The 11377-nt window shown below is 66.3% G+C and carries 15 protein-coding genes; 9 read left to right on the top strand and 6 right to left on the bottom strand.

The annotated features are described in order from the left end of the window. Nucleotides 1–45: 45 nt before the first annotated feature. From VRZ08_RS14000 to VRZ08_RS13990, 3 genes are read right to left on the bottom strand one after another with little or no spacing between them, the layout of a single operon-like run. Complete coding sequence (locus VRZ08_RS14000) at nucleotides 46–843, bottom strand: ABC transporter ATP-binding protein (RefSeq protein ID WP_414532918.1); 798 nt, start codon at nucleotides 841–843, stop codon at nucleotides 46–48. 35 nt (nucleotides 844–878) lie between these two features. Then, the gene (locus tag VRZ08_RS13995) at nucleotides 879–1871 is read right to left on the bottom strand and encodes an ABC transporter substrate-binding protein (RefSeq protein WP_414532917.1); all 993 of its coding nucleotides are present in this window, start codon (nucleotides 1869–1871) and stop codon (nucleotides 879–881) included. A 35-nt stretch (nucleotides 1872–1906) separates the two neighbouring features. After that, on the bottom strand, nucleotides 1907–2692 hold the full coding sequence (locus VRZ08_RS13990) for an ABC transporter permease (protein WP_119017966.1): 786 nt from the start codon (nucleotides 2690–2692) through the stop codon (nucleotides 1907–1909). Nucleotides 2693–3137: 445 nt separating this feature from the next. On the opposite strand from VRZ08_RS13990, the gene VRZ08_RS13985 reads away from it, so the two are divergent. Further along, nucleotides 3138–4307 (top strand): DUF2336 domain-containing protein, encoded by a 1170-nt coding sequence (locus tag VRZ08_RS13985; RefSeq protein ID WP_414532916.1) that lies wholly within the window; start codon nucleotides 3138–3140, stop codon nucleotides 4305–4307. Nucleotides 4308–4603: 296 nt separating this feature from the next. Here VRZ08_RS13985 and VRZ08_RS13980 read toward each other — a convergent pair whose 3' ends face one another. Further along, nucleotides 4604–5194 (bottom strand): Hpt domain-containing protein, encoded by a 591-nt coding sequence (locus tag VRZ08_RS13980; protein ID WP_414532915.1) that lies wholly within the window; start codon nucleotides 5192–5194, stop codon nucleotides 4604–4606. 17 nt (nucleotides 5195–5211) lie between these two features. Beyond that, the gene (locus VRZ08_RS13975; RefSeq protein ID WP_011158922.1) at nucleotides 5212–5757 is read right to left on the bottom strand and encodes a response regulator; all 546 of its coding nucleotides are present in this window, start codon (nucleotides 5755–5757) and stop codon (nucleotides 5212–5214) included. A gap of 226 nt (nucleotides 5758–5983) precedes the next feature. On the opposite strand from VRZ08_RS13975, the gene VRZ08_RS13970 reads away from it, so the two are divergent. The 3 genes from VRZ08_RS13970 to VRZ08_RS13960 all read left to right on the top strand — a co-directional run bounded on the left by VRZ08_RS13970 (nucleotide 5984) and on the right by VRZ08_RS13960 (nucleotide 7676). After that, nucleotides 5984–6169 (top strand): hypothetical protein, encoded by a 186-nt coding sequence (locus tag VRZ08_RS13970; RefSeq protein WP_234832199.1) that lies wholly within the window; start codon nucleotides 5984–5986, stop codon nucleotides 6167–6169. 363 nt (nucleotides 6170–6532) lie between these two features. Further along, a complete protein-coding gene (locus VRZ08_RS13965) occupies nucleotides 6533–6709 on the top strand; it encodes a hypothetical protein (RefSeq protein WP_011158920.1) in 177 nt (58 codons plus the stop codon). A 262-nt stretch (nucleotides 6710–6971) separates the two neighbouring features. After that, nucleotides 6972–7676 carry an SDR family oxidoreductase gene (locus VRZ08_RS13960; protein ID WP_414532914.1) on the top strand — a complete coding sequence of 235 codons (705 nt, stop codon included), beginning with the start codon at nucleotides 6972–6974 and terminating at the stop codon, nucleotides 7674–7676. 172 nt (nucleotides 7677–7848) lie between these two features. Here VRZ08_RS13960 and VRZ08_RS13955 read toward each other — a convergent pair whose 3' ends face one another. Beyond that, nucleotides 7849–8673, bottom strand: a complete 825-nt coding sequence (locus VRZ08_RS13955) for an NAD kinase (RefSeq protein ID WP_414532913.1) — start codon at nucleotides 8671–8673, stop codon at nucleotides 7849–7851. Between the two features lie 306 nt (nucleotides 8674–8979). Here VRZ08_RS13955 and VRZ08_RS13950 point away from each other — a divergent pair, with 306 nt between their 5' ends. The 5 genes from VRZ08_RS13950 to VRZ08_RS13930 all read left to right on the top strand — a co-directional run bounded on the left by VRZ08_RS13950 (nucleotide 8980) and on the right by VRZ08_RS13930 (nucleotide 11272). Further along, nucleotides 8980–9276, top strand: a complete 297-nt coding sequence (locus VRZ08_RS13950; protein WP_107345173.1) for a His-rich protein BRANT — start codon at nucleotides 8980–8982, stop codon at nucleotides 9274–9276. Between the two features lie 92 nt (nucleotides 9277–9368). Continuing rightward, nucleotides 9369–9788, top strand: coding sequence for a hypothetical protein (locus VRZ08_RS13945; RefSeq protein WP_414532912.1), 420 nt, complete (start codon nucleotides 9369–9371; stop codon nucleotides 9786–9788). 188 nt (nucleotides 9789–9976) lie between these two features. Next, complete coding sequence (locus VRZ08_RS13940; RefSeq protein WP_199851837.1) at nucleotides 9977–10690, top strand: outer membrane protein; 714 nt, start codon at nucleotides 9977–9979, stop codon at nucleotides 10688–10690. 183 nt (nucleotides 10691–10873) lie between these two features. Next, entirely contained in the window at nucleotides 10874–10999 is a 126-nt protein-coding gene (locus VRZ08_RS13935) for a hypothetical protein (protein WP_012496802.1), read from the top strand. Between the two features lie 159 nt (nucleotides 11000–11158). Further along, complete coding sequence (locus tag VRZ08_RS13930) at nucleotides 11159–11272, top strand: sodium:solute symporter (RefSeq protein ID WP_107356214.1); 114 nt, start codon at nucleotides 11159–11161, stop codon at nucleotides 11270–11272. Nucleotides 11273–11377 lie beyond the last annotated feature (105 nt).

The following is an 11377-nucleotide window of genomic DNA, read 5'->3' as shown; positions in this document are numbered from 1 at the left end:
GTAGGGGTGGTTCGGATCTTTCAGGTCCGGCTCAGCCGGCGCCCGTCATTTCTTTACTTCCTGCCAGAAGCGATCGAGGCAGTGACGCTTGAGCGTCATGAACGCATCGCCGGTGGTGACGGCGCGGTCGCGCGGCCACGGCAGACCGATCTCGACGATCTCCGCGACCTTGGTCGGGCGCCGCGTCAGCAGCACCAGCTTGTCAGCCTGCTCGATCGCCTCGTCGAGGTCGTGCGACACCAGCAGCATGGTGGTCTTGGTCTTCATGAAGATCTTCTGCAGCTGCTCGCGCATCGACATCGTCATCTCGTAGTCGAGCGCCGAGAACGGCTCGTCGAGAAACAACACCTCGGGCTCGGTCACCAATGCACGCAGGATCGACACGGTCTGCTGCTGCCCGCCCGACAGCGTGTAGGGATAGGCATTGAGATCGATGCGGATCTCAAACTCGGCCAGCAGCTTCTCGATCCGCCGCTTGCGCTCGGCGCGCGGCACGCCCATCACCTTGAGAGGGTAGTGGATGTTGTCGATCGCCTTCAGCCAGGGAAACAGTGCCTCGCGATAGTTCTGGAATACGTAGGAGATTCGCGTCTCGCTGATGCGTCGGCCATCGTACAGCACCTCGCCGGCGTCCATCGGCATTAGGCCCGAGATCATGTTGATCAGCGTGCTCTTGCCGCAGCCGTTCGGACCGAACACCGAGATGAACTGGCCGAGCGGCAAGTCCAGGTCGAAGCCGTCGTAGATGACGGCGTCGTTGAAGGTCTTGCGCAGGCCGCGGATCGTCATCTTCGCCTGCCGACCGGGCTTCGCGGCGGTGGGCGTAGGGGCAGTCTCGGTCATCGGCTCCGGCCGCAATTGGAGGACGCTGCTCGGGCTCATTCGCCGAGATCCGCCTTGGTCAGCAGCTTCTCGCGAACGTTGATCGGCCCCGGCACCACGCCTTCGGCGATGAACACATCGACCAGCGCCTGATAGGATTTGACGTCGGTGTCGTTGAGATCCTTGAAGCCGCGCAAGTAAGGCTGCGCCACCAGATCGAGCTGATCGGCCTTGATCGGCGTGTAGGCCGGCAGCACCGCCTTGTATTTGTTGAAGTCGGCGTTGACGAGGTCGGTGGCCTGGTCGATCACCGCAACGACGCGGCGGGCGACCTCGGGGCGCTCGGTCATGAACTTGGTCGTCATCACCGACGCGCCGGAGTAGAACGGATCGGCGATCACGCTGGCGACCGGATTGGTCATCGCGCGCTTGGCCTTGCCGGAGGCGACCGCGATCGAGCCGACCGGCTCCAGCGACAGCGTGGCGTCGGCCGTGCCGCCGACCACCGCCGGCACCTGCATCGCGACCGCAAGGTCGACCAGCTTGACGTCCTTGTCGGGATCGAGGCCCGCCGCTTTCACCATGTGGCGGGAGATCGTCCGCCACATGATGCCGGGCACGTGGCCGAGCGTCTTGCCTTTGAGATCGGCGAAGCTCTTGATGGTGCTGTCCGGCTTGACGATCAACCCGTCATTGATGCGGTCGACCTTGATGCCGCCGCCCTGCAGTCCGAAGACCTTCAGCTTGCCGGGAAATTTCGACTCCGCGATCATCGCGATGCCCGCGGCAGCGCCGGGCGGGCCGAAATCGGCGCGGCCGGCGATCAGCGCGTCGATGATCTGGTTCGGCGATTCCATCTTGGCGGAGTCGATCTCGATGCAGGCCTTCTCGAACAGCTTCTGATCGAGCGCGACGTAGTAAGCGGTGGTCTGCATGATCGGCAGCCAGGCTGCGGTGACCTTGTCCATCTTGTCGCAGGCCGCCTGCGCGCCGCCGACGGTGGAGAGCGCAGCCGTGAGCGTGGCGGCCAGCAGGAATGATTTGGACATCGTCGTCTCCTTGTGAACGAGGGCAGCGGTGCGGATCATTTGCCCGACCAGTGGATGATCGAGCGCTCGATAAACAGCAGGATCAGATTGAGGCCGTAGCCCATCGCGCCGGCGATCAGGATCGAGCCGTACATGTCGGTGAGTGAGTAGGAGATCTGCGCATCGATGATGCGGTGGCCCATGCCGTCGGTGGCGCCGATGAACATCTCGGCGACGATGATCACCACCAGCGCCAGCGACACCGCCGTGCGGAGTCCGATGAAGGTCTGCGGCAGGGTCTCGAAGAAGATGACGTCGCGGAAGATGCGCAGCGAGGACGCGCCCATCGACCGCGCGGCGAGGATGCGGGTCTGCCGCGCGTTCATCACGCCGTAGGCTACGTTGAAAACGATCACCAGCCACGCCGCGAATGCCGCCACCGCGATCTTGGCGAGATCGCCGAGCCCGAACAGCAGCAGAAACAGCGGAAACATCGCGGTCGCCGGCGTCGAGCGAAAGAAATCGACGATGAACTCGACCGAGCGATACACCGCAGCCTTGGCACCGAGCACGATGCCGACCGGAACGCCGGCGACGATCGCAATCGCGATCGAGTAAGCGACGCGGACCATGGTGTGCCAGAAATCCTTGGTCATGCTGCCGGACCAGATCGCAGCAGCGGTGTCGCGAAGGGTGTCGACCGGGGAGGGCAGCAGATCCTTGTTGACCCAGCCGCCACGCGCGGCGAGCCACCAGACGCCGAACAGCAGCAGCGGGCCGACAGCGAGTTCGGTCGCGCGTCGCAACCTTGCCGTGGTGGCTTTCGAGATGGCTGTTTGCACGGCGCTCTCCTGCTGATCAGGTCGAAGTCGTTAGTTAGCTCGCTCATCATCGCTGACGGCGGCGGGATGAAAATGACGAATTGTGCAACGCAATGTGCAAATCTGCATATTCAAATCGGCAGGATGAGCGATCAATCTGTAATCATACACTGTCGAGATTGTGGGCAGTCTGGCGCCTTCCGCGGCTTCGCAAGATGCTGGGTGCCGTGCGCGGAGAGGACGCGACATCGCATGCGGAGCTGTTCGTTCGCGGAGCGGCGGCAAGTTCGTGGTGGCACGCGGACGTCTGTGGCCGGGCAAGTTTCCGTCCGCCCGTGGAGCCTTAACGAAACGTCAACGAACTCAGCCGGTTATGGTGAACCCTTTGTTAAGGGGCATGGTTTATTGATCGCTTATGAGAGGCGCCGAACAGGCGTGAGGTGAAGTTGCGTCGGCCGGAAGTGTCATGATTGTTCGGCAGTTCATCAGTTGGATCCGTCACGCACCGGCCGGCGAACGCGCCGAAGCCACCCGCGCTCTCGCGCGCGCCTGGTTGATTTCCGATCTCACGATCGACGACCGCATCGCCGCCGAAGGCGCGCTGCTGTTGATGCTGGATGATCCTGCTGCCCAGGTGCGGCAGGCGATCGCCGAAGTGTTCGCATCCCATCCCGACGCCCCGCCGACGATCGTGCGCGCACTCGCTTCCGATCAGGCCTCGGTGGCGCTGCCGGTGCTGGAATTCTCGCCGCTTTTGCTCGACGCCGATCTGGTCGACATCGTCGCCACCGGCGACAACGCCGTGCAATGCGCGGTGGCGCGGCGTTTCCAACTGCCCGCCGCGGTGTGCGCGGCGATCGCCGAGGTCGGCTCACCCGCCGCGGCGCTGGAGCTGATCGAAAACCCGCACGCCGAACTGGCGCCGTTCTCGTGGGACCGCATCGTCGAGCGCCACGGCCATCTCGCGGCGATCCGCGAGTCGATGCTGGCGCTGCCCGACCTGCCGGCGGCGACGCGGCTGGCGCTGGTGGCGAAGCTGTCCGACACCTTGCAGCAATTCGTGGTGGCGCGCGGCTGGCTCAGCGCCGACCGCGCCGCGCGCGCGACCGGCGAGGCGATGGACCGCTCCACCATCGCGATCGCGGCGCGCGCCCGCGGCGCCGACATGGCGGCGTTGATGCGGCATCTGTGCGAGACCCGCACGCTGACCGCGGGACTGATCCTGCGCGCGCTGCTATCCGGTAATCTCCTGCTGGTCGAACACGCACTCGCCGAACTCTCCGGCACTGCGCCGGCGCGGGTTGCGGCGCTGCTCGCCGACGGCGGCCGCACCTCGCTCAATGCGCTGCTCGGCCGCGCCGGGCTGCCTGAAACCGTCTTCCCGGCGTTCCGCGCCGCGCTCGCCGCCGAGCGCGAGATCGGCTTCGTCGCCAATGAATCCAGCGCCGCACGGCTCCGCCGCCGCATGGTCGAGCGGGTGCTGACCCAGTGCGAGACCGATCCGGATGCGGCGGGCCCGCTGCTGATCCTGCTGCGCCGCTTCGCCACCGAATTCGCCCGCGAAGAAGCCGCCGCGCTGCGCGACGAAGTGATCGCCGAAGAAGCCAGCTGGCGCTACGCGCCGGTTGCGGCGTAGGTCCAATCCCTGTCGCATTGCTACACGCACCAACATAGTTAGCGCTGAACCACTCCGCCTCGAGTCATCCCCGCGCAGGCGGGGATCCATATCCTCTGGCTTCGCAAGTGAGGGAAGGTGGCTGACGCAGGGCTTCAATCGAGATGCTGCGGCGTATGGGTCCCGCCTACGCGGGGACGACATGTTGACAAGCGATGCCAGATAGCGGGTCGACGAGGTGCGGAGGCTCAGACGCGACGGGTTTGCCGCGCGCGAAGCGCTACGCGGCGCCCCCGGAATGACGAGCGCGGGACGACCTACTCGTCCGGTGCGATGCTCGGGGCGAGGATGGCTTCGAGGTGTTCGGGGCGGTCGCGGTTGACGGCGGCGAGGTAATCGTCGGCGACGCCGCGCAGCTTGCGGTTCAGCGCGCGCTGCACTTCGGATTTCTGGCCGCCGGCGCCTTCGCGCACAATCGCCTGGATCGCGGCGACGTGGTTGGCGATCAGTTCGGCCGGCACCTTGGCGAGATCGGGCGCGTGCTCGATGATCCGGCACAGGCTGGCGGCGGTCGCGGCCGCGGCCGGAAACCCGAAGGTGGCGGCGTCGCCCTTGATGTCGTGGGCGGCGCGAAACAGCGCGGCGCGGCTGTCCTTGGTGACGCCGTCACGCACCAGATCGGCATGGGCGGCGGCGAGCCGCTGGCATTCCTCGGCCATCCAGTCGCCGAACTCGCCGGACAGCGACGCCAGCGCGGCTTCGGCGCGCGCCACCGGATCGTCGGCGGTCTCGGCCGGGGTGTCCTCGGCCAGCCGCCGCATCGCGCGGCGCAGCGGGTTGGCCTGGGTGATCACCTGATGGGTCGGGAAGGTCGCGACCTGAATGTCGCCGGGGCGTGGCTTGCTCATGGCTGTCGAAACGCCTGCTAGGTGTTGACCCGGGCCTTATCGAGCAGCGACGGCTGCTGGATGATGTCCGCTTCGCCGCCGTGGCGCCGCTCCGGGCCGATATAGCCGGCGGTGGTGTTGCGGCGGCGGTCGGGGCCGAAGTAATTGCGGGTGCGGATGAACGGGCGCGGGCTCGCCACCACGTTGAGGATGCGCTGATACAGCCCCTTCGACGAGATCGGCTTGGCGAGGAATTCGGTGACGCCGGCATCGCGCGCCAGCGTGACGCGGCGCTTTTCCGAATGCGCGGTCAGCATGATGATCGGCGCATACGGATTGCCCTTGGCCTCCGGCTGCCGGATCATCTGCGCCAGCTCCAGCCCGTCGAAGATCGGCATCTCCCAATCGGTGATCAGGATGTCGGGCGAATAGTGGCTGTACATTTCCAGCGCGGTGGCGCCGTCTTCGGCCTCATAGACTTCGCGGGTGCCGAACGAGTGCAGCAGCGTGCGCAGGATGCGCCGCATGTGCGGATTGTCGTCGCAAATCAGGAAGCGCAGCTTGTTGAAGTCGATCCGATACATGGCCCGGCCCGGGAGCGCTGTGCGCCGATAAACGTTGCGTTAACGATAGCGGCGCGTCGTTAAGGAAGGGTTGAGGGCCCCGGTGGCGGGCAGGCCGCCGGCGAGGGGGCGACTTTCGGCTGCGACCGGATATCGCACCTTTGGCGAATCCGGCGTCGCGAGATCGCAGTGGCGGTGGAACCCGAAATCGTGCCGACTAGGGACTGTACTGATTCGGATGGCGCGCATGACCACGACCACCCCGCATTGCCCGACCTGCAACCTTCCGCTGGAGCTGATCGGCAATCGGCCGCTGGTGCAGGGCTATCAGGTGCGCGAATACAAATGCACGACCTGCGAGGCGGTGACCCACCGCGCGATGCCGTGGGACCACTCGCTGACCGAGCCGCACGGGCCGTTCTATCACGAGTAGCTTCGATGCGATCACGCCCCGCACCGGCCGGACCGTCCGTGGCACGATCGCTCCCCGACATCCCGCTTGCTGATAGAGGTCGCCGCAGCGCACGTCGCTCTCGCCGCCTAGCAGTGCGTCACGCTTGGCGTGTGCTCCCTCGTTGCGCTGCACTGCACAACAGATCGCTTAATCAGCGATTATCCATCGCACACGACAGACGCATCGAAGCGGCGATCGGTTGTTCCCGGTCATTCATGATTATGACTCCGGCGCCTAGCATCATGTATCGTTCATGCAGCGACGCAGCCGGCTGTCCCAGCCGGCCTGCGCGCCACGCGGCCCGCCAGCCAGCGGCCGTGCTCATCAAGGAAAGGGACGACCATGGGTGACGACGTCGTAGCGTTCGCAGTGTTCACGCTGATCTGCAGCGCGTTCCTCGCCGGACTGATGTTCAACTACACCCGCCGCATCAACCGTCTGCGTAGCACCGTCTCCGCCCTGACCACCCTGACCGAGCTCGTCCCGCAACCGGTGCCGGTGCGCAGCAAGAAGGGCTGATCGCCCGTCAGCTTTTTTCGCGCGGCGCGGACAACCTCTCCCCAAGTCATTCCGGGGCGCGCGCGACGCGCGCGAACCCGGAATCTCTCGTCGCGCGCGGCATGACCATGCAAGCCGTCGCATCATAAATCCCACATCCTCCGTCTCTGATTGCTTTGTGATCGCGCCACGCCGCGCCGCCGTTCGCATGGCCCCGCCGTTGCTGCTATCACGCGCGGGGCAGGCCGGTGCCGGCCCGCTGGAGCAGCAGACGGAGGCAAGCATGGCAGTCGACAAAGTAGCCCTGATCACCGCGGGCGGCAGCGGCATGGGAGCTGCGGCGGCGCGAGGGCTGGCCGCGGATGGCTTCCGCGTCGCGGTGCTGTCGTCGTCCGGCAAGGGTGAAGCGCTGGCGCGCGAGCTCGGCGGCTTCGGCGTCACCGGATCGAACCAGTCGAACGTCGATCTGAAGCGCCTGGTCGATCAGGCGATGGCGCAGTGGGGCCGCATCGACGTGCTGGTCAACAGCGCCGGCCACGGCCCGCGCGCGCCGATCCTCGAGATCTCCGACGAGCAGTGGCATCAGGGACTCGACGTCTACTTCCTCAACGTCGTCCGCGCGACGCGGCTGGTGGCGCCGATCATGCTGCAGCAGAAGGGCGGCGCCATCATCAACATCTCGACCGCCTGGGCGTTCGAGCCGAGCGCGATGTTTCCGACCTCGGCGGTGGCGCGGGCGGGGCTCGCCGCCTACACCAAGATCTTCGCCGACCAATACGCCGCCGACAACGTCCGGATGAACAACGTGCTGCCGGGCTGGATCGACAGCCTGCCGACCACCGAACAGCGCCGCGACACCGTGCCGATGAAGCGCTACGGCACCAGCGCCGAAATCGCCGCCACTATCGCTTTCTTGGCTTCCGACGGTGCCGCTTACATCACGGGGCAAAACATCCGGGTGGACGGCGGCCTGACGCGGGCGGTGTGAGGGCGGTCAACAGGAGAGGCGCAACCGTTCAAGGACGGCAACAGAAGTCGCACCGCGACGCCTCTCCCCAAGTCATTCCGGGGCGCGAGCAACGCTCGCGAACCCGGAATCTCGATCGAAGTGAAAGGTGAGTCGTTGCCTCGGGCTGAGCGCGGGAGGTGAGGCCGGGTGATCAATACCCAAACTGCTCGCTCAAGATCCGTTCTTCCAGGCTATGCCCCGGGTCGAACAGCATCCGCATCGCGATGGTTTTGTCGGAGATCACTTCGACGCGGCGGACGTCGCGGGCTTCGTCGTGGTCGGCGACGGCGGCGACCGGGCGCTTGTCGACTTCGAGCACGTCGATCACCACGTAGGCAGTGTCCGGCAACAGCGCGCCGCGCCAGCGGCGCGGGCGGAATGGCGAGATCGGGGTCAGCGCTAAGAGCTGAGCGTTCATCGGCAGGATCGGGCCCTGCGCCGACAGATTGTAGGCGGTGGAGCCCGCCGGGGTTGCGACCATGATGCCGTCGGCGACCAGCTCGCTCATCCGCTCGCGCTCGTCGATGCTGATGCGCAGCCGCGCCGCCTGGTGGCTCTGGCGAAACAGCGAAACCTCGTTGATGGCGTGATGGATATGCACCTCGCCGTAGATGTCGGTGGCGCGCATCAACAGCGGGTGGATCACGGTCTCGCGCGCGGCGGCGAGGCGGGCACGCAAGTCCACCGTCGAATACTCGTTCATCAGGAAGCCGACGGTGCCGCGGTGCATGCCGTAGATCGGCTTGCCGCTGCGCATCTGCTGATGCAGCGTCTGCAGCATCAAGCCGTCGCCGCCGAGCGCGACCACGACGTCGGCCTCGTGGGGCTCGGCGTTTCCATAGAGCTGCACCAGCTGCGCCAGCGCGGCCTGCGCCTCGGCGCTGGTCGAGGCGACGAAGGCGATGCGGTCGGTCGCGATGCGCGGCGATGCGGGGCGGGGCGAAGGGTCGCGGCCTTGCCGCGCGAACGTGCTCATCGAAAGCGGCCTCTGACGGCGGCGGACGGCTGACAGGCCATCGTGGTGCCGGCCGCCTCTCACCGTCGCCGGTCTATACGACCTGTCCGGGGGTGTCGAGGCGAGGGGGCTAGCGGGCTGTCGGCGCCGGCGCGGCGCCAGCGTGCATGACCAACAATTCATGCTGATGAACGGAAGCCATCGGCGGCCGTCAGGTGCGGTTCAGTGCCGCGGATCTAGGGTCGGCACCGTGATCGAGCACCCGGCCGCTCCGGCCCCGCGTTCGGATCAAGCGAATTTCGAACCGCCTGTTCAAGGAGACCCACCATGATCAAGACCCTGTCCGCCGCGCTCGTTGCCGTTTCGATGCTGGCCGCCCCGGCGCTCGCAGCCTCCGCCGACAAGACCCCGGCCGCGCCGGCCACCACCCAGACTGCGCCGGCCGGCAAGACCGCGCAGGCCGCCCCGGTGCAGAAGCAGGCCGGCAAGCATCACGCCCAGCGCCACGTCGGCAAGCACCACGCCTCCAAGCATCACGCCAAGCACCAGGCGATGAAGCAGCCGGTCGCCAAGCAGCATCTGTCCAAGGCGTCGATCCGCCACATCGCGCCGAAGCGTGGCTGATCCTCAGCCATCCTAACGCCCGCCGTGCCGCGCTTCCCCTCGCGGCACGGCGGGCGATTGATTTCGCTGCCCGGCGCGCTATTGCATGAGGCATGCGCCGTCCCGCGATCCCATTGTCGACCTTCCTGCGCCCGCTGCGCGCCGCTCTGGCGCTGCCGCTCGCGGCGCTGCTCGGCGCCTGTGCGATCGGCGGCTCGATGTCGTTCGACACCGACCCGCCGCAGCCGTTTCCGGTGAACTATCGCAGCGAGATCCCGGCCTTCCTGCGGACCTATCTCAACAACCCATCGGGCCTGCGCGATGCCGCAATGGCCGAGCCGGTGCAACGGCCGGTCGACGGCCGGGTGCGCTGGGTATCGTGCCTGCGCTTCACCCCGCGCGGCGGCACGCTGCAGGACATGGCGATCGTGCATGTAGACGGCCGGCTCGACCGCGTTGCGCCGCATGCCGGCGAGCTGTGCACCGGCGTCGTTTATGCGCCGTTTCCCGAACTGGAAAAATTGTCGCGCTAATCCCGACCGGATCGCAATCTGCCGCGACTAATCTGATGCCGGCCTGGCAGGGAAGAGTTCCCGAGTGTTGCGGCGTCGTCACAGTCCTGCTGAATGATTGCTACGCCGTCGCCACCGGGCAACCAAACGATTGCCATGCTGTTTTGAGCACATCGGAACGCATCGAAAGAGGGACGACGATGAAGACGATGAAGAACACTCTGCTCGGCGCAGCGGCGGTGATCGCGCTCTCCGCTCCCGCCTTTGCCGCCGACCTGCCGCCGCGGCCCTACACCAAGGCCGCGCCCGCCTATACGGCGCCCGAGGTGGTTTACAATTGGACCGGCTTCTATGTCGGCGGCCACGTCGGTGGCGCCTGGGCTGGCGATAACAACATCACCGGCAACTCCGGCCGCTTCTTCGGCGGTGTGCAGGGCGGCGCGGACTATCAGTTCGCCACCAACTGGGTGATCGGTATCGAAGCCCAGTATAGCTGGATGTCGTCGAACAACACCGGCGTGATCTTCCCGGGCGGCAGCACCGCGACCGAAGACACCCGCGGCCTCGGCTCGGTCACTGGCCGACTGGGTTACGCCTGGGGTCCGACGCTGGTTTACGCCAAGGGTGGCTACGCCTGGCGCGACAGCGATCTCAGCGTCGCCGCGCTCGGCGGCGTGCCGTCCGGCTACACCACCAGCGGCAGCCGCAACGACGGCTACACGGTCGGCGCCGGCCTCGAATACATGTTCGCGCCGAGCTGGTCGGCCAAGGTCGAGTACCAGTACTACAAGTTCGGCGACACCACCTTCACCGGCGGTCCGGCGGACGTGGTCGGCACCTCGTTCCGCAACGACGAGCACACCGTCAAGGCCGGTATCAATTACCGGTTCGGCTGGGGTGGTCCGGCGGTCGCCAAATACTGATTGGCGATCCGCTAAGTATCGATCCCGCCTCACGAATCGTAGCTTCAAGGCCGGCCTCAGCGCCGGCCTTTTTGCGTCAGCCGGAAGGGGGCTGAGAGTCGGGAATCGAAGGTTAACGAGGGTTAAATCCGGCGAAAAATATCGCTTGGGACTCCAAGGCTAGAATCACCCGATGGTCCGGTCATGACATCGGGTTCCAACATGACGACGATCCTGAAAACCCGCATCGATAGCGCTCCGTTCGGCCTCACCCTGGCGTTGCTGGGGGCCTGCGCGGTCAATCTCACCGTTCTGGTGCGGTGGCTGTGAGCGCTGGAATGCCCGCCGCCGCCGCGGTTGACCGGCATCAAAGCCGGCCCGCGCCGTGCAGCAATAATCGCGCAAGAGTTGCGGCGCCGCGGATGCGACGCCGCCGATCGTAGCAGCCTTTTGGGCTACTACCGCCCGTCCTTGCGGAGGACTGATCCGATGAGCGAGACCGACCTACTGGTAGTGGTTGCGGCCGGCCTGTCGACCTTGGTGATCTGGCTCGGCGTCGTCATCCAGGGCCGTATTGCCGCGGCGCTCGCCTCGCGGCACTGATCCCTGAGCAACGTCAGCCCGCGCTCTTGGGCTGGCTCTGAAACCGAACCGGCGCCACGCGGGAGCCGGGCGTGATCGGCTGGCTCGGATCGCGCTGCGGCGATG

Source organism: Rhodopseudomonas sp. G2_2311, from assembly GCF_047501505.1.
GTDB classification, from domain to species: domain Bacteria; phylum Pseudomonadota; class Alphaproteobacteria; order Rhizobiales; family Xanthobacteraceae; genus Rhodopseudomonas; species Rhodopseudomonas palustris_H.
The sequence above is the reverse complement of the archived record's forward strand: the minus strand, read 5'-3'. Positions and strand labels throughout refer to the sequence as shown.

What these genes read in the sequence shown, in the direction of transcription:
- VRZ08_RS13960 (WP_414532914.1), top strand. Translation starts at nt 6,972, where the DNA reads ATGGCAGTCGACAAAGTAGCCCTGATCACCGCGGGCGGCAGCGGCATG.
- VRZ08_RS13940 (WP_199851837.1), top strand. Translation starts at nt 9,977, where the DNA reads ATGAAGAACACTCTGCTCGGCGCAGCGGCGGTGATCGCGCTCTCCGCT.
- VRZ08_RS13955 (WP_414532913.1), bottom strand. Translation starts at nt 8,673, where the DNA reads ATGAGCACGTTCGCGCGGCAAGGCCGCGACCCTTCGCCCCGCCCCGCA.
- VRZ08_RS13935 (WP_012496802.1), top strand. Translation starts at nt 10,874, where the DNA reads ATGACATCGGGTTCCAACATGACGACGATCCTGAAAACCCGCATCGAT.
- VRZ08_RS13945 (WP_414532912.1), top strand. Translation starts at nt 9,369, where the DNA reads ATGCGCCGTCCCGCGATCCCATTGTCGACCTTCCTGCGCCCGCTGCGC.
- VRZ08_RS13965 (WP_011158920.1), top strand. Translation starts at nt 6,533, where the DNA reads ATGGGTGACGACGTCGTAGCGTTCGCAGTGTTCACGCTGATCTGCAGC.
- VRZ08_RS13930 (WP_107356214.1), top strand. Translation starts at nt 11,159, where the DNA reads ATGAGCGAGACCGACCTACTGGTAGTGGTTGCGGCCGGCCTGTCGACC.
- VRZ08_RS13950 (WP_107345173.1), top strand. Translation starts at nt 8,980, where the DNA reads ATGATCAAGACCCTGTCCGCCGCGCTCGTTGCCGTTTCGATGCTGGCC.
- VRZ08_RS13995 (WP_414532917.1), bottom strand. Translation starts at nt 1,871, where the DNA reads ATGTCCAAATCATTCCTGCTGGCCGCCACGCTCACGGCTGCGCTCTCC.
- VRZ08_RS14000 (WP_414532918.1), bottom strand. Translation starts at nt 843, where the DNA reads ATGACCGAGACTGCCCCTACGCCCACCGCCGCGAAGCCCGGTCGGCAG.
- VRZ08_RS13975 (WP_011158922.1), bottom strand. Translation starts at nt 5,757, where the DNA reads ATGTATCGGATCGACTTCAACAAGCTGCGCTTCCTGATTTGCGACGAC.
- VRZ08_RS13980 (WP_414532915.1), bottom strand. Translation starts at nt 5,194, where the DNA reads ATGAGCAAGCCACGCCCCGGCGACATTCAGGTCGCGACCTTCCCGACC.
- VRZ08_RS13970 (WP_234832199.1), top strand. Translation starts at nt 5,984, where the DNA reads ATGACCACGACCACCCCGCATTGCCCGACCTGCAACCTTCCGCTGGAG.
- VRZ08_RS13985 (WP_414532916.1), top strand. Translation starts at nt 3,138, where the DNA reads ATGATTGTTCGGCAGTTCATCAGTTGGATCCGTCACGCACCGGCCGGC.